General features: G+C 70.9%; 21 protein-coding genes. 11 read left to right on the top strand and 10 right to left on the bottom strand.

Going from position 1 to position 18,643, the window contains the following annotated elements; all coding sequences use genetic code 11:
* The first annotated feature begins 239 nt into the window (after positions 1-239).
* The 3 genes from STRIP9103_RS40110 (at position 240) to STRIP9103_RS40100 (ending at position 3,322) form a co-directional block, all read left to right on the top strand.
* Entirely contained in the window at positions 240-1,838 is a 1,599-nt protein-coding gene (locus tag STRIP9103_RS40110; RefSeq protein WP_009338032.1) for an ABC-F family ATP-binding cassette domain-containing protein, read from the top strand.
* Between the two features lie 350 nt (positions 1,839-2,188).
* Positions 2,189-2,410 carry a helix-turn-helix domain-containing protein gene (locus STRIP9103_RS40105; protein ID WP_009337982.1) on the top strand — a complete coding sequence of 74 codons (222 nt, stop codon included), beginning with the start codon at positions 2,189-2,191 and terminating at the stop codon, positions 2,408-2,410.
* 120 nt (positions 2,411-2,530) lie between these two features.
* Entirely contained in the window at positions 2,531-3,322 is a 792-nt protein-coding gene (locus tag STRIP9103_RS40100; RefSeq protein WP_009338034.1) for an enoyl-CoA hydratase/isomerase family protein, read from the top strand.
* Positions 3,323-3,410: 88 nt separating this feature from the next.
* On the opposite strand, the gene STRIP9103_RS40095 is transcribed toward STRIP9103_RS40100, so the two are convergent.
* The gene (locus STRIP9103_RS40095) at positions 3,411-4,175 is read right to left on the bottom strand and encodes a hypothetical protein (RefSeq protein ID WP_009337937.1); all 765 of its coding nucleotides are present in this window, start codon (positions 4,173-4,175) and stop codon (positions 3,411-3,413) included.
* 94 nt (positions 4,176-4,269) lie between these two features.
* On the opposite strand from STRIP9103_RS40095, the gene STRIP9103_RS40090 reads away from it, so the two are divergent.
* From STRIP9103_RS40090 to amaP, 5 genes are all read left to right on the top strand, one after another.
* On the top strand, positions 4,270-4,764 hold the full coding sequence (locus STRIP9103_RS40090) for an Asp23/Gls24 family envelope stress response protein (RefSeq protein WP_009338041.1): 495 nt from the start codon (positions 4,270-4,272) through the stop codon (positions 4,762-4,764).
* A gap of 70 nt (positions 4,765-4,834) precedes the next feature.
* The gene (locus STRIP9103_RS40085; RefSeq protein WP_009337935.1) at positions 4,835-5,020 is read left to right on the top strand and encodes a hypothetical protein; all 186 of its coding nucleotides are present in this window, start codon (positions 4,835-4,837) and stop codon (positions 5,018-5,020) included.
* Positions 5,017-5,460, top strand: a complete 444-nt coding sequence (locus STRIP9103_RS40080; protein WP_009337986.1) for an Asp23/Gls24 family envelope stress response protein — start codon at positions 5,017-5,019, stop codon at positions 5,458-5,460. Before STRIP9103_RS40085 ends, STRIP9103_RS40080 begins: the two co-directional genes overlap by 4 nt.
* Positions 5,457-6,215, top strand: coding sequence for a DUF6286 domain-containing protein (locus tag STRIP9103_RS40075; protein ID WP_009337978.1), 759 nt, complete (start codon positions 5,457-5,459; stop codon positions 6,213-6,215). Before STRIP9103_RS40080 ends, STRIP9103_RS40075 begins: the two co-directional genes overlap by 4 nt.
* Positions 6,212-6,799, top strand: coding sequence for an alkaline shock response membrane anchor protein AmaP (amaP, locus tag STRIP9103_RS40070; protein WP_048821879.1), 588 nt, complete (start codon positions 6,212-6,214; stop codon positions 6,797-6,799). Before STRIP9103_RS40075 ends, amaP begins: the two co-directional genes overlap by 4 nt.
* A 38-nt stretch (positions 6,800-6,837) precedes the next feature.
* Here the strand turns inward: amaP and STRIP9103_RS40065 are convergent, their stop codons facing one another.
* The 5 genes from STRIP9103_RS40065 to STRIP9103_RS40045 form a co-directional block, all read right to left on the bottom strand.
* Positions 6,838-7,593: an SDR family oxidoreductase gene (locus tag STRIP9103_RS40065; RefSeq protein WP_009338039.1), complete on the bottom strand. Its 756-nt coding sequence runs from the start codon at positions 7,591-7,593 to the stop codon at positions 6,838-6,840.
* Between the two features lie 5 nt (positions 7,594-7,598).
* Complete coding sequence (locus tag STRIP9103_RS40060) at positions 7,599-9,431, bottom strand: glycoside hydrolase family 15 protein (protein WP_009337995.1); 1,833 nt, start codon at positions 9,429-9,431, stop codon at positions 7,599-7,601.
* Between the two features lie 107 nt (positions 9,432-9,538).
* Positions 9,539-9,832: a hypothetical protein gene (locus tag STRIP9103_RS40055; RefSeq protein WP_009337984.1), complete on the bottom strand. Its 294-nt coding sequence runs from the start codon at positions 9,830-9,832 to the stop codon at positions 9,539-9,541.
* Positions 9,829-10,449, bottom strand: coding sequence for a sigma-70 family RNA polymerase sigma factor (locus STRIP9103_RS40050; RefSeq protein ID WP_009337970.1), 621 nt, complete (start codon positions 10,447-10,449; stop codon positions 9,829-9,831). Before STRIP9103_RS40050 ends, STRIP9103_RS40055 begins: the two co-directional genes overlap by 4 nt.
* On the bottom strand, positions 10,446-12,002 hold the full coding sequence (locus STRIP9103_RS40045) for a sodium:solute symporter family protein (protein ID WP_009337976.1): 1,557 nt from the start codon (positions 12,000-12,002) through the stop codon (positions 10,446-10,448). The genes STRIP9103_RS40050 and STRIP9103_RS40045 overlap by 4 nt, the downstream gene beginning before the upstream one ends.
* Positions 12,003-12,215: 213 nt before the next feature.
* On the opposite strand from STRIP9103_RS40045, the gene STRIP9103_RS40040 reads away from it, so the two are divergent.
* The 3 genes from STRIP9103_RS40040 to STRIP9103_RS40030 are packed head-to-tail and all read left to right on the top strand — an operon-like array spanning position 12,216 to position 14,869.
* Positions 12,216-12,428: a DUF3311 domain-containing protein gene (locus STRIP9103_RS40040; RefSeq protein WP_009337950.1), complete on the top strand. Its 213-nt coding sequence runs from the start codon at positions 12,216-12,218 to the stop codon at positions 12,426-12,428.
* 60 nt (positions 12,429-12,488) lie between these two features.
* A complete protein-coding gene (locus STRIP9103_RS40035) occupies positions 12,489-14,654 on the top strand; it encodes a carbon starvation CstA family protein (RefSeq protein ID WP_009338030.1) in 2,166 nt (721 codons plus the stop codon).
* A gap of 32 nt (positions 14,655-14,686) precedes the next feature.
* The gene (locus tag STRIP9103_RS40030; protein WP_048821886.1) at positions 14,687-14,869 is read left to right on the top strand and encodes a YbdD/YjiX family protein; all 183 of its coding nucleotides are present in this window, start codon (positions 14,687-14,689) and stop codon (positions 14,867-14,869) included.
* A 132-nt stretch (positions 14,870-15,001) separates the two neighbouring features.
* Here STRIP9103_RS40030 and STRIP9103_RS40025 read toward each other — a convergent pair whose 3' ends face one another.
* The 4 genes from STRIP9103_RS40025 to STRIP9103_RS40010 all read right to left on the bottom strand — a co-directional run bounded on the left by STRIP9103_RS40025 (position 15,002) and on the right by STRIP9103_RS40010 (position 18,540).
* Positions 15,002-15,796 carry an SURF1 family cytochrome oxidase biogenesis protein gene (locus STRIP9103_RS40025; RefSeq protein ID WP_009338015.1) on the bottom strand — a complete coding sequence of 265 codons (795 nt, stop codon included), beginning with the start codon at positions 15,794-15,796 and terminating at the stop codon, positions 15,002-15,004.
* Positions 15,797-15,877: 81 nt separating this feature from the next.
* Positions 15,878-16,111, bottom strand: coding sequence for a hypothetical protein (locus STRIP9103_RS40020; protein ID WP_009337965.1), 234 nt, complete (start codon positions 16,109-16,111; stop codon positions 15,878-15,880).
* Positions 16,112-16,243: 132 nt separating this feature from the next.
* Positions 16,244-17,251, bottom strand: coding sequence for a DEDDh family exonuclease (locus STRIP9103_RS40015; RefSeq protein WP_048821873.1), 1,008 nt, complete (start codon positions 17,249-17,251; stop codon positions 16,244-16,246).
* Between the two features lie 233 nt (positions 17,252-17,484).
* On the bottom strand, positions 17,485-18,540 hold the full coding sequence (locus STRIP9103_RS40010; RefSeq protein ID WP_009338055.1) for a CopD family protein: 1,056 nt from the start codon (positions 18,538-18,540) through the stop codon (positions 17,485-17,487).
* Positions 18,541-18,643 lie beyond the last annotated feature (103 nt).

The following is an 18,643-nucleotide window of genomic DNA, read 5'->3' as shown; positions in this document are numbered from 1 at the left end:
CGTCGCCCGGATCACGACCTCCTGCTCAGTTTTGCACCCACCACTGACAACGCCCCGCGGAGCGAGCCGACGGCCGGACGGGCCGGTGACCGAGACCACGCGATCCCTTGGTGCGCGGGCGGAAAACCGCTTGCTGTGCCCAGTTAGAATCGGCCCATGGCCATTCTCCTCGCGCATTAGACGGCGGGAACGTCCTCAGCCGCCCACCTGCCACCCCGAATCCGCCCTGGAGTCTGTCCGTGATCTCCGCCTCCGGTATCGAGCTGCGCGCCGGTGCCCGCGTCCTCATCGAGTCCGCCACCTTCCGTGTCGCCAAGGGCGACCGCATCGGCCTGGTCGGCCGCAACGGCGCCGGCAAGACCACCCTCACCAAGGTCCTCGCCGGTGACGGCATCCCCGCCGCCGGCACCGTCACACGTTCCGGCGAGGTCGGCTACCTCCCGCAGGACCCCCGCACCGGCGACCTCGACATACTCGCCCGCGACCGCATCCTCTCCGCGCGCGGCCTCGACGTACTGATCCGCAAGATGCGCGAGAACGAGGAGCGCATCGCCAACGGCAAGGGATCCACCCGAGAGAAGGCGCTGAGGCAGTACGAGCGCCAGGAGACGGAGTTCCTCACCAAGGGCGGGTACGCCGCCGAGGCCGAGGCCGCCACCATCGCCGCCGCGCTCAACCTGCCCGACCGGGTGCTCGGCCAGCCGCTGCACACCCTCTCCGGCGGTCAGCGCCGCCGTATCGAGCTGGCCCGCATCCTGTTCTCCGACGCGGACACCCTGCTCCTCGACGAGCCGACGAACCACCTCGACGCCGACTCGATCGTGTGGCTGCGCGACTACCTGAAGACGTACCGCGGCGGCTTCATCGTCATCAGCCACGACGTCGACCTGGTCGAGACGGTCGTCAACAAGGTGTTCTACCTGGACGCCAACCGCGCCCAGATCGACGTCTACAACATGGGCTGGAAGCTCTACCAGCAGCAGCGCGAGGCCGACGAGAAGCGCCGCAAGCGCGAGCGTGCCAACGCCGAGAAGAAGGCCGCCGCGCTCAACGCGCAGGCCGACAAGATGCGCGCCAAGGCCACCAAGACGGTCGCCGCGCAGAACATGGCCCGCCGCGCCGACAAGCTGCTCGCCGGGCTGGAGGCCGTCCGCCAGAGCGACAAGGTCGCCAAGCTGCGCTTCCCCGAGCCCGCGCCCTGCGGCAAGACCCCGCTCACCGCCGAGGGCCTGTCGAAGTCGTACGGCTCGCTGGAGATCTTCACCGACGTCGACCTGGCCATCGACAAGGGCTCCAGGGTCGTCATCCTCGGCCTCAACGGCGCCGGCAAGACCACCCTGCTCCGTCTCCTCGGCGGCGTGGAGAAGCCCGACACCGGCCAGGTCATCGAGGGCCATGGACTCAAGCTCGGCTACTACGCCCAGGAGCACGAGACCCTCGACCCGGACCGCACGGTCCTGGAGAACATGCGCTCGGCCGCCCCCGACATGGACCTCGTCGAGGTCCGCAAGGTGCTCGGCTCGTTCCTCTTCTCCGGAGACGACGTCGACAAGCCGGCCGGTGTCCTCTCCGGCGGCGAGAAGACCCGTCTCGCGCTCGCGACCCTGGTGGTCTCGTCGGCGAACGTCCTGCTCCTCGACGAACCGACCAACAACCTCGACCCGGCGAGCCGCGAGGAGATCCTCGGCGCGCTGCGCACCTACAAGGGCGCGGTCGTCCTCGTCACCCACGACGAGGGCGCCGTCGAGGCGCTCCAGCCCGAGCGGATCATCCTGCTCCCGGACGGCGTCGAGGACCTGTGGGGCGCGGACTACGCGGACCTGGTCGCCCTCGCCTGACCCCGATCCCTCCCGGCAGATGGTTGATCAACTGCGTATGGATCATTCGGCCCATCCGTGATCCATCATCTGTGTGAGATCTCCTCGTACCGAGGTGTGTCCTACACCGATTTCCCGGCCGAGTCCTCCTGTGTGCGGGGCTCGGCCGTTCGGCGTCTCTGACCTGGTACTTCTCGGACCCACCCGTTCGGCCGTGCGGACGACTCTGTGCGGAATCACAGATTCCATTCGTGGGGACGCACTCCCGTCGTCAAAACCTTGTCTCACGGACCTTGCCGAATGGGTGGCCATCACGCCCCGGAGGGGTGATCATGAGGAGACCAGAGCGCACTTCCCATGAGGAGGACCGGGTGGCCGAGACTCTGAAGAAGGGCAGCCGGGTTACCGGCGCCGCGCGCGACAAGCTCGCGGCAGACCTGAAGAAGAAGTACGACTCCGGTGCGAGCATTCGGGCGCTGGCCGAGGAAACCGGCCGCTCGTATGGCTTCGTGCACCGGATGCTCAGCGAGTCGGGCGTCACGCTTCGAGGGCGTGGCGGGGCGACGCGGGGCAAGAAGGCCACGTCGGCCTGACGCCGGGCGGCCCATCGGCTTCGATTGTGGCCACCCGGTCGGTCGGCTGACCGGCCGGGTGGTTACTGTGCAGTCACTTAGCTTGCTCGCTCTGCTGACCGCACCCATCGGAGGCGTCCCATGGCTTCGCTCGAACCGCTGCTCGACCAGGATGGTGTACGGCTCACCGTTGACGACGCGATCGCCACGGTGACGCTGACCAATCCGGCCAAGCGCAACGCGCAGAGCCCCGCTCTGTGGCGGGCGCTCACCGAGGCCGGGCGATTGGTGCCGGGCTCCGTCCGCGTGGTCGTGCTGCGGGCCGAGGGCAAGTCGTTCTCCGCCGGGCTCAACCGGCAGATGTTCACGCCCGAAGGCATCGAGGGAGAGCCGTCGTTCATCGATCTCGCGCGCCGTGACGACGCCGGGCTCGACGCGACCATCGCCGAGTACCAGGAGGCGTTCACCTGGTGGCGGCGCAGCGACATCGTGTCCGTCGCCGCCGTGCAGGGGCACGCCGTGGGCGCGGGTTTCCAGCTCGCCCTCGCCTGTGACCTGCGCGTCGTCGCGGACGACGTGCAGTTCGCCATGCTCGAAACCAGCCTCGGACTCGTGCCCGACCTCACGGGGACGCATCCGCTGGTCAGCCTTGTCGGCTACGGCCGTGCACTGGAGATCTGTCTCACCGGGCGCTTCGTCCAGGCCGAGGAGGCGGAGCGCATCGGCCTCGCCAACCTCGCCGTGCCCGCCGATCAACTCGACGATGCGGTACGGGATCTCACCGCCGCGCTGGTGGCTGCGCCGCGGGATGCCGTGATCGAGACGAAGGGCTTGTTGCGGGGGGTCGAGGGGCGGTCGTACGAGGAGCAGAGGGCGGCGGAGAGGGCGGCTCAGGCTCGGCGGTTGCGGGACTTGGCGGGGGTGGCGGAGTAGGGCGGCGCGGCTGCTCCTGGACCATATGCCGCACGGCGCTTTGGGCTGCACCCACTGTTCCGCTCTGCGGAACGATGGCCCACAGCGCTCATGGCACATCCTCGGTGGCGGCACCCTCGACAGCGGTGACGAGGACAGCCACCGTCGGATGGCCGGGCAGTGCCTTGCCCACCTTCCTGCGCACGGCGCGTGCCACGTCCAGGGCGCGTTCCTCGCCCCCGACCGTCACCTCGACTCGGACATGGCGGCGAGGCAGTGCCGGTCCCGTCTCGATGAGGACCGCCCGACCCAGGCCGCCCAGAGTTCCTGTCAGGCGGGTTACTCCCGGGACCGACAGCGCTGCGGCGGCGACGCGGGACTCCTCGTCGTCGCCGGGGGACGGCGGCTCGGTGGGGGAATGGTCCTCGTGGTCCTCGGGTGGCTGAACCACGTCCTCGTCGGTGTCCAGCAAGCCGCTCACCCGGAGGTCCACCTCTGTCACCGTCAGGCCGAGCTGTCGCGTGGCGGCGCCGGCCAGGGCTGCGCGGAGGTGGGTCGCCGTGGTCGGGAAGGGCTCGGCGGTCGAGTGTGCCGAGGCGAGGAAGTCGGCGGTGATGCGGAGAGGGCCGGGTGGGAGGGCGCTCGGCGGGGGTGGGACGGCGGGGGCGTACGCGTCGTAGGCGTGCTCCGGGGCGGCCAGTGAGATGCGGAGTGGGCCCAGCCGCGCCCCGCGCACATCGGCAGCCGCGCGCCGCAGTACCGCTTCAGCCGCCCGCTCGGTGATCCATGCGCCGTCGCGCGGGCCACCCAGGGCGAGAACGCGGCCCAGGCCGAGCTGTCGCCGTACTGCCTTCGTCCATGCGTCCGCCGTCATTCCTCCAGCCTGCCGTATCCCGGCGCACGGTGGCGCAACCCCGCCTACTGTGGGTTGAAGACGACGAAAGGGACGACCGGAAGGGACGTACGGCATGACCGACATGACGGAGCGGAACCGGACGGGGAACGTCGAGACGGAGAAGGAGAAGGAACCGGCGCAGGGCGGTCGCAGGCCCACCCGGCGCGGTGGTGGCGATCCGGCCACCCGGGGGCATACGACCATCGCCGACGGCGTCGTCGAGAAGATCGCCGGGCTCGCCGCCCGGGACGTGCTGGGTGTGCACGCCATGGGCAGTGGGCTGTCCCGGACCTTCGGGGCCGTGCGCGACCGGGTGCCCGGCGGGTCCACCAAATCAGTCACCCGGGGTGTGAAGGCCGAGGTCGGCGAGGTGCAGACCGCGCTCGACCTGGAGATCGTCGTCGACTACGGCGTGTCCATCTCCGACGTCGCCCGGGCAGTGCGGGAGAACGTCGTCGCGGCCGTCGAACGGATGACGGGCCTGGAGGTCGTCGAGGTCAACATCGCGGTCAGCGATGTGAAACTGCCGGAGGAAGAGGAAGAAGAGCAGGAAACTCGGGTGCAATGAGCCCCGCCCGCATCGCGAGACGTCATCGCGAGTCCGATTGGCCTCACTGAGCCCCTAGGAGGAGCACAGCATGAGCTTGGCCGTGGTCGGCATGATCGCCGGAATGGCGCTGGGCTTCGCCGGATACTTCGGCGGATTCGGCGCCTTCCTGCTGGTGGCGGCGCTGGGCGCCGTCGGGTTCGTCGTCGGCCGGTTCCTGGAGGGCGACCTGGATCTGGGCGACTTCTTCCGCCCGCGTGACCACAGACGCCGATGAACCGCACGGACAGCGTCGACAACGGCAGCCCCGGCGGCCGGCTCGGCGGGGGACGGCGACCGCCCACCGCCGTTCCGCCGGGCGAGCGCGGGGCCGTCCGGGTGGCCGACCGCGTGGTCGCGAAGATCGCCGCAGAGGCGGCGCGCGAGGCACTGGGGGCGCCACACCCGGATTCCGCGCCCCCTTTCGCCACCGTCGTCATCCACCCCCACTCTCGGCCTCGCTCGAGCGGGGAGACCCCCGTCGAGACCGCGCGCGTCCGCGTCAGCCTCGAACTCCCCTACCCCTCCGACATCGGTGGCCAATGCGCTGCCGTGCGTCGTCATGTCATCGAGCGGGTAGGCACGTTGGCGGGAATGCATGTATCGGAGGTGGCCGTCCAAGTGGAACGGCTGCACCTGGCGCACGCACACGACGCGGCACAGGGGAGGACGCGATGAGCGAACCCCAGCGCTCCGAAGGGACCACGCGAGGCACCTCTCAAGGCGCCACACAAGGCACCGCTCACGGTCCCGGTCAGGGCACCACTCAACGACTGCCCGTCATCGAGAAGGCCGAAGAGACGGCGAACGATTCCGCACCGGACCAGCCCGACCAGTCCGCGTCGGCCGCCGCCTACGACCCGCTGCCCGTCCTCGACGGCGAGAACGGCGAGGAGAAGCGCTTCTGGTCCGCGCGTCGAATCCCCGCCGGCATCCTCGCCCTGCTGCTCCTCGTGGGCGCGGGCCTCTTCCTGTACGACGTCGCCGCCGTCCGCGCCGACCGGCCCGGCATGGCATGGCGCCGTTCGCTGGCCCGGGAACTCGCCGAACGCCCCCTGGACGACCCCTGGGTGCTGGCCGGCGCCGGGCTCACCGCCGTCCTCGGCCTCTGGCTGCTCGTGCTCGCCACGACCCCCGGGCTGCGCGAGGTCCTGCCGATGCGCCGGGTCCTCCCCGACGTACGGGCCGGTCTGCACCGGGTGGCCGCCGCGCTGGCCCTGCGCGACCGGGCCATGGAGGTCTCCGGCGTCCAGTCCGTACGGGTCCGCGTGGGACGGACCAAGGTCGACGTCCGCGCGGTCTCCCACTTCCGCGACCTGGACGACGTACGCGCCGACCTGGACGCCGCACTCGCCGACGGCATCCGGGGGCTGGGCCTCGCCCGGCCGCCCGCCCTGTCGGTGCATGTACGGCGCCCCGGCCGGAAGGGATGAGCGCGATGCTGAGGATCGTCAACAGGGTGCTGCTCGGAACCGTCGGCCTGGTGCTGTTCCTGACCGGAGCCGCCGTGCTCGCCGTCGGACTGGGCGTGAATCCTCCCTCGTGGTGGCCGCACGACGGCCGCCACGACGTACTGCTCAGCGACACCGCCCGCACCCGCTGGCGCGACGCCGACTGGTGGTGGCCCACCGTCATCGCCGTACTCGCCCTCCTGGTCCTGCTGGCCCTGTGGTGGCTGACCGCGGTCCTACGCCGTCACCGCCTCGCCGAGGTCCTGGTCGACACCGGCGACGGCGAGGGCGCGCTGCTCCGGGGCCGAGCCCTGGAGGGAGTACTGACCGAGGAGGCGTCCCAAGCGGACGGCGTCCAACGGGCCCAGGCCCATTTGATCGGCCGCCGAAACGCCCCCGAGGCCCGGGTCCGGCTCCGACTGCAGCCCCATGCGGCCCCCGGAGAGGCCCTCCACCAGCTGACGGCGGAGGCGATCACCCATGCGAGGGATTCAGCGGGCCTGGCGAGCCTTCCGGCCGAGGTAAGGCTGACGGGCGTCAAACACCGTGCGGAAAGGGTGAGTTGAGCGCCCCTGAAGGGGACACGGCGCCTTGGGACCGCCCCTCAGAACCCGTGCCGCATCCCACCATCCACCGGCAACATGATCCCCGTCAGATAACTCGCGGCCGGAGACAGCAAGAACGCCGCCGTACGCCCGAACTCCTCCGGCCTCCCGTACCGCCGCAGCGGAATCCGCGACTCGTGCTCGGTCCGCGTGGCCTCCGGATCGGCGGACATCCCGTCCAACTCCCGCACCCGGTCCGTGTCGATCCGAGCCGGCAGCAATCCCACGACCCGAATCCCACGCGGCCCCAACTCGTCGGACAGGGATTTCGCGAAACCCGCCAACCCGGGCCGCAACCCGTTCGAGATGGTCAGCCCGGGAATCGGCTCATGCACGGAACCGGACAGCACGAACCCGATGACGCCACCCTCACCCAACTCCGCGGCGGAGGCCCGCGCCAAGCGCACCGCCCCGAGGAAGACCGATTCGAACGCGGCGGTCCACTGCTCGTCCGTGTTGTCGGCGACGAACCCCGGCGCGGGCCCGCCCACGCTGACGAGGATGCCGTCGAAACGCCCGAACCGCTCACGGGCGGCGGCGATGAGCCGGCCCGCGGCCTCCGGATCGGAGTTGTCGGCGGCCACACCCATCGCGTTCGGCCCGAGCGCGTCCGCCGCCGCGCCGACGCTCTTCTCCTCACGGCCCGTGATGACCACCTTCGCGCCCTCGGCGACGAGTTCTCGCGCGGCGGCGTTGCCCAGCCCGCGCGTCGCGCCGGTGACGATGTAGACACGGTCCTTCAGCCCAAGATCCATGGTCCCTATCCTGCCCGGTCCCCGTCGAACAGGGCGAGAGCGGTGCCCACCAGACCGATGTGGCTGAACGCCTGCGGGAAGTTCCCGAGCTGCCGCCCCGCGACGGGGTCGTACTCCTCGGCGAGCAGCCCCACGTCGTTGGCCAGCCCCACCAGCCGCTCGAACAACTCGCACGCCTCCTCCGTACGACCGGTCATGTGCAGGGCGTTCGCGAGCCAGAACGAGCAGACGAGGAACGTCCCCTCACTCCCCGGAAGCCCGTCGAGGGCGATATCGCCCTGGGCGGTCGTACCGGCGGCGCCCGTCGCCGTGGCCCCCAGCGGGTCGGAGCTGTAGCGCCGTACGAACCCCTTGTGGCTCAGCTCCTCGCGGATCGCGTCGACCGTGCCGACGACCCGTGGGTCGTCCGGCGGCAGGAAACCCACGCGGGGGATGAGCAGCAGTGAGGCGTCGAGTTCGCGGGAGCCGTAGGACTGCGTGAAGGTGTTCCGGTCGGAGTCGTAGCCGTGTTCGCACACCTCGCGGTGGATCTCGTCGCGCAACGCGCGCCAGCCGTCGAGGTCGCCGCTCAGTTCCGGGTCGTGCTCCAGGGTGCGGACGGCACGGTCGGCGGCCACCCAGGACATCACCTTGGAGTGCGTGAAGTGGCGGCGCGGCCCGCGCACCTCCCACAGCCCCTCGTCCGGCTTCCGCCAGGTGGACCGCAGATACTCCATCAGGGCGCTCTGCATCCGCCACATGTGCGGCTTGGGGGGCAGGCCCGAACGCCGGGACAGGAACAGGGTGTCGATGACCTCGCCGTACACGTCCAGTTGCAGCTGTCGTACGGCGGCGTTGCCGATCCGGACCGGGCGCGAGTCCTCGTAGCCGGACAGCCACGGCAGCTCGTACTCCGGGAGGCGCCGCTCGCCTGCCAGTCCGTACATGATCTGCAGGTCCGCCGGGTCGCCGGCGGCGGCGCGCAGCAGCCAGTCGCGCCAGGCCTCGGCCTCCTCGTGGTAGCCGCAGGACAGCAGGGCGCCGAGGGTGAGGGTGGAGTCCCGCAGCCAGCAGTGCCGGTAGTCCCAGTTGCGTACGCCGCCGATGTCCTCCGGGAGCGAGGTGGTGGGGGCCGCGACGATGCCACCGGTCGGGGCGTAGGTGAGGGCCTTGAGGGTGATCAGTGAGCGGACCACGGCGTCCCGGTGCGGGCCGTCGTACCGGCAACGCCCCGCCCAGGCCCGCCAGTCGGCGAGGCTCGACCGCAGCGACTCGTACGGGTCGGTCAGCCGGGGGCGGGGCTCGTGCGAGGGATGCCAGGTGAGTACGAAGGCGACCTTCTCGCCCCGCTCCACCGTGAACTCGGTGTGCGTGGCACGGTCCTTGCCCCAGGTGCGCGCCTGCGGTTCGGTGCGCAGCCACACCGAGTCCGGGCCCGCGACGGCCACGCGATGCCCGTCCACCCTCCGCATCCACGGCACGACCGAGCCGTAGTCGAAACGGAGCCGGAGCGTGCTGCGCACGGTCACCCGGCCGGCCAGGCCCTCGACGACGCGTACGACATCGGGGGCCCGGTCGCGTTGCGGCATCAGGTCGGTCAGGCGTACCGCGCCCTCGTCCGTCTCCCACTCGGTGTCCAGGACGAGCGAGTCGCGCCGGTACGCCCGCCGCGTGCAGGTGCCCGCTCCTCTGGGCGCGATCCGCCAGTGACCGTTCTCCTCGTCACCCAGCAGCGCGGCGAAGCACGCGGCCGAGTCGAACCGGGGCAGACACAGCCAGTCGATCGACCCGTTGTCGCTCACCAGGGCAGCCGTCTGATGGTCGCCGATCAGCGCGTAATCCTCGATACGGGGGTGCACGGGGGACGGGTGCCCGATGCCGTGCTGATCAGTCCGGGAACCCTCCGGTCGGCCCCCGGCCCCGCCTCCGCGGTCCGGTCCCGCCCCCGCATTCCGGTTCCGTTCCCTCAGCCCGGTCCCGTTCCCGCCGTCGTACCGCCCACCCCGGAGAAGATCACGCCCGGGTCGGACGGGGCCTGGTTGAGGACCCACAGGCCGATCAGGGTGGCGAGGGCGAAGACCAGCATGATCAGGACGGCGAGGACGAGACGGCGGCGGCGTTCGCGGCGCAGCCAGTCGCCGCGGGCCGTGCGATAGGCGTCGGGGGCCGCGTGCACGCCGCCGGCCAGCGCGGCCAGCGCCTCGCGCAGCTCCCGCTCGGTACGGTCCCGACCGGTGTCGTTGCCGGTGGTGTCGTTCATCGCCGGGCCTCCATCGCCTGGGTCAGGGCGGCGAGGCCGCGTGCCGTGTGGGTCTTGACGGAGCCACAGGAGATGCCCATCGCGGCGGCGATCTCGCTCTCCTTCAGCCCGAGCCAGTGGCGCAGCACCAGCGCCTCCCGCTGCCGCGCGGGCAGCTGCTGGAGCGCGCCGATCAGCACCCGTTGGTCGTCGTGGAGCAGGGCCGTGCTCTCGGCGGACGCGACCGGCTCGTCCGCCGGGGTCTCCACATGCTTCCGGGCGACCTGGAGGTGCCGTATCCGCATCCGGGTCAGATTGCAGACCGTCGAACGCAGATACGCCTCCGCCGCCTCGGAATCCCTCAGGCGCCGCCACTTGCGGTAGATCTGGTAGTACGCCTCGGCCACCACGTTCTCGGGGTCGTCGGCGCCCAGCAGCACGGCGAGCCGCAGCATCGAGGAGTAGTGCAGCTCGAACAGCCGGGCGACCCCGGCCTCCCGCTCCACATCGACCGGATCGCTCGGCATCGGGGCCAGGGGCTCGCCCACGGCCATCGGCCTCGGTATCAGCGGCTCGGCGGCGGCCGGAGCAGCCTCTTGTACCGGCACACGCGTGGGGAGGTGCTGTCTGCGTCTCACGGGTTGCTCGCTCCCGTCTCGGGGCGCCGCCTGACGGTCAGGCGGGACGGTAGGTCGGTCGCGTCGACGCCGCGCGGGACGCCGAGCCGTTCGAGGACCGTGGTGCCGACGACGGCCACGGTCAGGTTCATCAACAGGGCGACCAGCCCGGCGTAGACCTCCAGCCGCCCGCCGCCCAGCAGCACGATGGACGAGAACCCCTCGCGCACCACCAGGAACGTGCCGACCACCATGCCCACGCCCCATCCGGCGATCAGCGCCCGCGGATGCAGCCGTCCGGTGAACAGGCCGACGGCGACGGCCGGGAAGATCTGCAGTATCCACACACCGCCGAGGAGCTGGAGGTTGATGGCGTCCTGGTCGCGCAGCCCGAACACGAACGCCACCGCCCCCACCTTCGCGGTCAGCGACACCGCCTTGGCGATCCGCACCTGCCGCTTGGGCGTGGCCGTGGGCTGGACGTACTCGACGTACACATTGCGTACGAAGCCGGTGGCCGCCGCGATCGACATCACCGCCGCAGGGACCAGCGCGCCGACGGTGATCGCCCCGAACACCAGCCCGGCCAGCGGCCCCGGCATCAACCGGTCCACCAGCATCGGGACGGCCGCCTCGGCACCGCCTTCCGGCGCCCGCACCCCGGTCGCGAGCGCCACGACACCGAGGAAGCCGAACAGGGCCAGCAGCCCCGTCCAGGCGGGCAGCGCCACCGCGACCTTGCGGACCGTACGCGGACCGTCGGCGGCGAACCCGGCGGTCAGGACATGCGGATACATCAGCAGCGCGAGTGCCGAACCGAGCGCGAGGGTGGCGTACGCGGGCTGCTGCGCGGGGGAGAGGAGCAGGGCGGATCCCTCGACGCCGGTTCCGCTCAGCCGTTCGGCGGCCCCGTCGAAGACCGGGCCCGGCCCGCCGAACCGCCTGAGGACCAGCCAGCACACGGCGGTCAGCGACACGAAGACGGCCACCGCCTTCAGCACCGAGATCACGGCGGGCGCCCGCAGCCCGTGCCGGTACGTCGCCACCGCGAGCCCCGCGAACAGCGCCACCATCACCAGATCACCGGCCGCGCCCTTGGGGTAGACGCCCCCGGCTGTCAGCACGGCCCGGATGCCGAGCAGTTGCAGCGCCAGATACGGCATCGTCGCGAGGATCCCGGTCAACGCCACCACCAGCGCGAGCGGCGGCGAACCGTACCGGCCCCGCACGAAGTCCCCGGCCGTCACATACCCGTGGCGCCGGGCCACCTCCCACAGCCGGGTCAGCAGCACGAAGGCGAGCGGGCAGACGATCACCGTGTAGGGCACCGCGAAGAAGGCGGGCGCCCCGTTGCCGTACGCCAGTCCGGGTACGGCGGTGAAGGTGTACGCGGTGAAGATCGTGCCGCCCAGCAGCAGCCAGGTCCACACCGGGCCGAGGCCGCGGTCGGCCAGCGCCCAGCCCTCCAGGGACGGCAGCCGGTCGCTGGGGCGCAGCCGGCGCGCGGTGACGGCGAGCAGCGACGCTCCGCCGATCACGGCGAGGAACGTCGCTGTCATGGCAGCGTTCGCCATGCGTCACCGTCCTTGGTGTGCCCGGCCCCCCGCACCGTCCCGGGTGCCGCGCCGCCCTTGGCGCGTCCGGGGCCCTCGCACGTCAGTTGCGCTGACCGCCCCTTCGGTTGACGACGGCGGGCGGGAAATTTCCCGGAAATTCGGTGTCAACCGATTCCGGCGAGTGCGCAACTCTTGCACAGACCGACAGCGAGCGGGAGAGGAGCGCAGGTCATGGCACGGTCCGGTCATCACCGGCTACGGCGCGTCGCGATCGCCGTACTGCTCCTCGCGCCCGCGGCGGGCCTGCTGTGGGTCCCCTGGTACGCCGGTGCCGAGCCACGGCTCGCGGGCACGCCGTTCTTCTACTGGTACCAGCTCGCCTGGGTGCCGGGGTGCGGCCTCTGTCTGCTCGCCGCGTACGCGTTGACGGACCGACATCGCTGAGCCGCAGTTCCCTTTCCGCTTCACACCCGCATTGCCCACCCGTTGAGGTCAGGAGCCGCCATGCCCACATCAGCCATGCCCGAATCCGGCCGTGAGGCGCCGGAAAAGTTTCGTACATCCCAGAAGATGTCGCCGAAATCGATCGCGATCTGGATCGCCGTATCCCTCGTCGGCGCGATCGGCTGGACCGTACTCGCGCTGTCCCGGGACGAGGAGATCTCCGCCGTCTGGCTGGTCGTGGCCGCCCTCGGCTCGTACGCGATCGCCTACCGCTTCTACTCCCGGTTCATCGCCCGCCGGGTCCTCCAGGTCGACGACACCCGGGCCACCCCGGCCGAACGCCTTGAGGACGGCGTCGACTACCACCCCACCGACAAGCGGGTGCTGTTCGGCCACCACTTCGCGGCCATCGCCGGCGCCGGACCGCTGGTCGGCCCGGTCCTCGCCGCCCAGATGGGCTATCTGCCGGGTACGGTCTGGATCATCGCGGGCGTGATCTTCGCCGGCGCGGTGCAGGACATGATCGTCCTGTTCCTCTCCATGCGCCGGGACGGCAAGAGCCTCGGCCAGATGGCCCGCGACGAGATCGGCAAGGTGGGCGGTGCGGCGGCTCTGATCGGTGTCTTCGCCATCATGATCATCCTGCTCGCGGTCCTCGCGATGGTCGTCGTCAACGCCCTCGCCGAGTCCGCGTGGGGCACCTTCTCGGTCACCATGACCATCCCCATCGCCCTCTTCATGGGCTTCTACCTGCGCTATCTGCGGCCGGGCCGGGTCGTCGAGACGAGCTTCATCGGGGTGGCGCTGCTGTTGCTCGCCATCCTCGGCGGCGGCTGGATCCAGGACTCCTCACTCGCCGAGTACTTCGTCTGGAGCCCCGAGACCCTGGTCTTCTGCCTGGTCGGCTACGGCTTCGTCGCCTCCGTGCTCCCCGTGTGGATGCTGCTGGCCCCGCGTGACTATCTGTCGACGTTCATGAAGGTCGGCACCATCGCCCTCATGGCCGTGGGCGTCGTGATCGCCGCCCCGAAGCTCAGGGCCGAGTCGGTGACCGACTTCGCCACCAACGGCGCCGGACCGGTCTTCGCCGGCTCCCTCTTCCCCTTCCTCTTCATCACCATCGCCTGCGGCGCCCTGTCCGGCTTCCACGCGCTGGTCTCCTCCGGCACCACCCCGAAGCTGATCCAGAAGGAGTCCCAGGTCCGCCTGATCGGCTACGGCTCCATGCTCACGGAGTCCTTCGTCGCCGTCATGGCCCTGATCGCCGCCTGCGTCCTCGAACCGGGCCTGTTCTACGCCATGAACTCCCCGGCCGCGCTGCTCGGCCCGACCGTGGACACCGCCTCCGAGGCCGTGAAGAACCTCGGCTTCACCATCACCCCGGACCAGCTCACCGCGGCGGCCAAGGCCGTCGAGGAGGAGACACTGGTCGGCCGCTCCGGTGGCGCGCCCACCCTGGCCGTCGGCATGTCGGAGATCTTCGCCGGAGTCTTCGGCGGCGCCGGGATGAAGGCCTTCTGGTACCACTTCGCCATCATGTTCGAGGCCCTGTTCATCCTCACCACGGTCGACGCCGGCACCCGCGTGGGCCGCTTCATGCTCCAGGACATGCTCGGCAACGTCTGGAAGCCGATCGGCCGGGTCACCTGGAAGCCGGGCATCTGGATCACCAGCGCCCTGGTCGTCGGCGCCTGGGGCTACTTCCTCTACGCCGGTGTCACCGACCCGCTGGGCGGCATCAAGCAGCTGTTCCCCCTGTTCGGCATCGCCAACCAGCTGCTCGCCGCGGTCGCCCTCGCCGTCACCACCACCGTGCTCATCAAGTCCGGCAAGCTGCGCTGGGCCTGGGTCACCGGCATCCCGCTCGCCTGGGACGTCGCCGTCACCTTCACCGCCGGCTGGCAGAAGATCTTCTCCGCCGACCCCAAGATCGGCTTCTTCGCCCTGCGGGACAAGTACGCCGAGGCCATCGACAAGGGCCGGCTCCTGCCGGGCGCCACGAACATGGACGACATGCACACCATCGTCCTCAACAACACGGTCGACGGCGTGATCATGGCGATCTTCCTCGCTCTCGTCCTCACGGTCCTGATCAACTGCGCCGTGGTCTGCGTCCGAGCCGTACGGTCGCCGGTCGCCCTGCCGCTGACGGAGGCGCCGTACGTCGAGTCCCGCATCGACATGCCGGAGCGGTCCGACGAGCAGCTGGTGGGGGCGCGCCAGTGACCGCCGCGTCGACCACCCGACTGTGGACCCGCATGACGCGGACGGCCCGTACCGTCCACTGGTACCTGCGGGAGCTGATGGGGGAGACGGAGTACGACCGCTACTGCGAGCGCCGGCGCCGCCGCCACCCGGAGACGGCGGTACCGACCCGACGGGAGTACGACGTGCTGCGCGGCCTGCACCGAGAGAAGCATCCGGAGGGACGCTGCTGCTGACTTGCCCACTCAGCCGCAGGCAGCCGTGCTGCCCGTAGCCGTTCCTGGCTGCGGGCGGTCGTGCCGCTGGGACGGTGGGGGTACCTCCCGCTCATGGGGCCCCTTCCGCTCATGGGGCCCCTCCCGTTCGGGCTACGCCGGAGCCGGTGCCGTCTCCTTCTCCTCCTCGGCGGCGGCAGCCGCCGAGGAGTCGCGGGCCTCGCGGCGGGCCAGGATGACCCAGCCGACGGGGACCGCGGCGGCGAAGAGCCACCACTGGAGGGCGTAGGCGTAGTTCAGGGCGGCGTTCTCGTCGCCGGGGCTGCTGAGTTGTTCCGGGGTGTCGCCCTTGGGCTCGGGGGCGGTCTGGGCGACGTAGCCACCAAGCACCTGGGCGCTGAGGCGCTTGGCCTCCCGCTCGCTGTTGATCAGCATGATCTGCCGGTCGGGCAGCCCCTTGAGGTCCTTGATGCCGCTCGCCTCGGTCGTCTCGTCGGGCATCAGCCGCCCGGTGACGGTGACCTCGCCGGAGGGCGGCGCGGGAACCTTGGGGAACGCGGTCTCGCCGAGGCCGCCCGAGGGGATCCAGCCGCGGTTGACGAGCAGGACCTTGCCGTCGTCGAGCACGAACGGGGTCAGGACATGGAAGCCGACCTCGTCGTCGGCGTTCGTACGGCGGCGGACGACGACCTCGTCGTCGGTGTCGAAGCGACCCTTCGCGGTCACGGTCCGGTAGCGCTCGGCGCTGGTGACGGTATGTCCGGGGGAGGTCAGCCGCTCCACGGGTACCGGCTTCGCGGCCAGCGCGTCGGCGACGAGCTGGTTCCGGGCGCTGCGCTCCTCATAGCGATGCATCTGCCAGATCCCCAGCCTGATCATCGTCGGGATCAGGAGAAGGGCGAACAGCGTGAGGATCACCCACTGCCGGGACAACAGGAAGCGGTACACCCATTGACCGTACCTCGCGCCCATCGGCCCTCTGCGGGAGGGTCCCGCAGAGGGCCGTGGGGTGCTTCCGGCAGCGTGTGCTCAAACCCGGTCGATGATCCCCGCCTTCCCTTCCGCCCGCGCGCAGTGCGCGCCGCAGTACCAGTGGCCGTCCGCCTCGACGCCCTGGCCGATGATCTGCACGCGACAGTGCTCGCAGATGGGGGCCATGCGATGGATCGCACAGGCGAAGCAGTCGAATACATGCACCGCGCCCTGCGCGTGCACCTCGAAGGTCATTCCGTAGTCATTTCCGCAAACTTCACATCTCGCCATGCGCCACAGGGTGAGCCGTCACAGCCGCGCGGGCGAGTGGGCGGCGGGCGAGTCGCACGGCAATCACCCGTCCGTACGGGTCACCGCGGGGCGCCACGGGTCACCGCGGGGCGCCAAGGGCCCCCGCTCACGTCATTCGTCGGCGGGCTCGACGTCGCGGAGCAACTGCCCGAACGCCGCCTCGTCCACGACCGGCGTCCCGTACTGCCGTGCCTTGACCACCTTCGACGTGCCCGAGTCCGGGTCGTTGGTGACGAGCAGACTGGTCAGCCGCGACAGGCTGGTCGCGACATGCAGCCCCGCCTCGATCGCCCGGTCCTCCAGCAGATCGCGCTCGATCGAGGTGTCTCCGGAGAACGCCACACGCATGCCCTGTTTGAGCGGTTTGCCCTCTTCGTAGCGCCCTGGGTTGGGGTAGGGGCACGCGGGCCTCTTCCGTGAGGGCCGCCAACTGGTCGGCTGGTACCCGCTGTAGCCGCGATAGCCGCCGCCCGCCTGCTGCCCGCTCCGCGGTGTGGCGCCGCTCGCCCGGTCCGTCCACTCCGTGAGCGGCCGGCACTCGTGCAACGGCAGCCGTACGCCGCCGGCCGCCGCGGCCCGCAGACTCGGCCGGAACGCCTCCGCCAGCACCCGCGCGTCGTCCAACGCGTGGTGCGCCCGCTGCTGGACGACCCCGAAGTGCGCGGCGAGCGTCTCCAGCTTGTGGTTGGGCAGCGGCAGCCCCAGCTCCTTCGACAGCGCGATCGTGCACAGCCGCTGCCGTACCGGTGCCTCGATCTCCACTCGCGCGTACTCCCGCGCGATCATCGACCAGTCGAACACCGCGTTGTGCGCCACGAGCACCCGGTCCGCCAGCCGGGACGCGAACTCCTCGGCGATGTCCCGGAAGAGCGGGGCCCCTTCGAGCACGTCACTCGTCAGCCCGTGAATCCACACCGGTCCCGGGTCCCGCTCCGGATTCACCACCGTGTACCAGTGGTCCTCGACCTCGCCCCGCGCGTCCAGTCTGTACACGGCCGCCGAAATTATCCGGTCGTCCCGGGCCAGCCCGGTCGTCTCCACGTCGACAACCGCGTACCCCTTCGGATACGCGGCCGGCCAAGAAACTGGGGACGTTGCGGTCGCACGGTCTTCGAGCATGGTCAATGAGGATACGGGCCGGGACTGACAGCGCGTTACTCGGTCGATATGGCCGAGGCGGAGCTCGGACAGCCCTTGGTCGAAATCCACCGAGGACCGACGCCGCCCGATGGTGAGGAGTTCGGCGGGCCGCGTACCGCTGTTCGAAGCCGAGGGCCACAGCTCCTGCGCCCCGACCTGTGGATCACGCTCACCTGGAGGAGCCTCGGCATGGTCACGGCCGATGGCCGATGTCACCAGCGGATCGGCACCGGCAGTGCCGTCAGTAGCGCCGAGACCGCCATGACCACGCCCAGGACGGCCACCTCCGCGCGTGCGGGGGCACAGGCGCTCAGCGGGTCGTCCGCGCGGCGCAGCCGCAGCCGGGCCCACAGGGCGAGGGCGGCGACGGCGGCCACGAGGAGCACCTTGGCGAGCAGGGCGCGCCCGTACGCCGTCTCCGTCAGCTGGTCCAGGACCGTCCCCGGCGGCATGCGGCGCAGTGTGCTCCACACGCCGGTGGCGGTGATGACGGCGAGCAGAACGGCGGCCACGCGCGCGTAGAGCCCCAGCAGCGCGGCGCCCGCCCCTGTCCCTGTCCCGGTTCTCGTCGCCGTACGCCACGCGCGCGTGCGCAATGTCCGCAGCACGTACAGCAGTCCGCCCGCCCACAGCGCCGCACACGTCAGATGCACCAGGGTCAGGCCGCTGCCCACGAGCGGGCTGTGGTGCTCCGACGTGGGATGGGCGCGCAGCGCCTCCGCCACGACGATCGCGGCCAGCGGCACCACCTGGGTGGCCGGACGGCGGGACAGGGCGCACAGACCGACGGCGGCGAACGCGTTGACCTCCAGGAGGGCCAGGCTGCCGTCCCGGGTCTCGTAGAGGCCGCCGACGTCCATGTCGGCGGGGGAGTCCGGCACCAGGTTGCCGGTGGCCACGACCGAGGCCAGCCCCAGCGCGGCCACGAAACCGGCCCCCGCCGCCCATGGCGCCCAACCGCGCGGCATCTCCCGGGGCGTGCCCGGCACCCGGCGGGCCAGCCACCCCACGAACAGCTCACCCGCCGGAACGCACAGCGCGGCCAACAGCACCGCCCGCAGCAGCGCGACCCCGCCCGCCCCGGGCGCCGCCGCCTCGCCTGTTCCCTCCAGCGCGACCCGGGGCCCGAACAGCGGGATCAGCGTGCTCACGGCCACCAGCACGAGCAGCACGACGGCCCGGCGGACTCCCCCGTCGTCCCTTTCCGGGAACTGCTCCTCGGGCCCGCCCGCCCCCGGTGCCTCCGCCGACCGTCTCGTCAGGCTCACCCGAAAAGTTCACCAGTAGCACCAGATCTGAGCAAGCAACCGAAATCAACCGTCAGTTCGGTATTGCGATTATATGTACGACTCGCTGAGGTAACGGAAGGGC

The organism is Streptomyces ipomoeae 91-03, from assembly GCF_000317595.1.
Taxonomy (GTDB): Bacteria; Actinomycetota; Actinomycetes; order Streptomycetales; family Streptomycetaceae; genus Streptomyces; species Streptomyces ipomoeae.
The sequence above is the reverse complement of the archived record's forward strand: the minus strand, read 5'-3'. Positions and strand labels throughout refer to the sequence as shown.

Coding starts and splice junctions, on each gene's coding strand:
- amaP (WP_048821879.1), top strand. CDS start 6,212: ATGAGCGCGATGCTGAGGATCGTCAACAGGGTGCTGCTCGGAACCGTC.
- STRIP9103_RS40065 (WP_009338039.1), bottom strand. CDS start 7,593: ATGGATCTTGGGCTGAAGGACCGTGTCTACATCGTCACCGGCGCGACG.
- STRIP9103_RS40045 (WP_009337976.1), bottom strand. CDS start 12,002: ATGGCGAACGCTGCCATGACAGCGACGTTCCTCGCCGTGATCGGCGGA.
- STRIP9103_RS40100 (WP_009338034.1), top strand. CDS start 2,531: ATGGCTTCGCTCGAACCGCTGCTCGACCAGGATGGTGTACGGCTCACC.
- STRIP9103_RS40090 (WP_009338041.1), top strand. CDS start 4,270: ATGACCGACATGACGGAGCGGAACCGGACGGGGAACGTCGAGACGGAG.
- STRIP9103_RS40080 (WP_009337986.1), top strand. CDS start 5,017: ATGAACCGCACGGACAGCGTCGACAACGGCAGCCCCGGCGGCCGGCTC.
- STRIP9103_RS40095 (WP_009337937.1), bottom strand. CDS start 4,175: ATGACGGCGGACGCATGGACGAAGGCAGTACGGCGACAGCTCGGCCTG.
- STRIP9103_RS40055 (WP_009337984.1), bottom strand. CDS start 9,832: ATGAACGACACCACCGGCAACGACACCGGTCGGGACCGTACCGAGCGG.
- STRIP9103_RS40075 (WP_009337978.1), top strand. CDS start 5,457: ATGAGCGAACCCCAGCGCTCCGAAGGGACCACGCGAGGCACCTCTCAA.
- STRIP9103_RS40085 (WP_009337935.1), top strand. CDS start 4,835: ATGAGCTTGGCCGTGGTCGGCATGATCGCCGGAATGGCGCTGGGCTTC.
- STRIP9103_RS40015 (WP_048821873.1), bottom strand. CDS start 17,251: ATGCTCGAAGACCGTGCGACCGCAACGTCCCCAGTTTCTTGGCCGGCC.
- STRIP9103_RS40030 (WP_048821886.1), top strand. CDS start 14,687: ATGACGCGGACGGCCCGTACCGTCCACTGGTACCTGCGGGAGCTGATG.
- STRIP9103_RS40040 (WP_009337950.1), top strand. CDS start 12,216: ATGGCACGGTCCGGTCATCACCGGCTACGGCGCGTCGCGATCGCCGTA.
- STRIP9103_RS40035 (WP_009338030.1), top strand. CDS start 12,489: ATGCCCACATCAGCCATGCCCGAATCCGGCCGTGAGGCGCCGGAAAAG.
- STRIP9103_RS40020 (WP_009337965.1), bottom strand. CDS start 16,111: ATGGCGAGATGTGAAGTTTGCGGAAATGACTACGGAATGACCTTCGAG.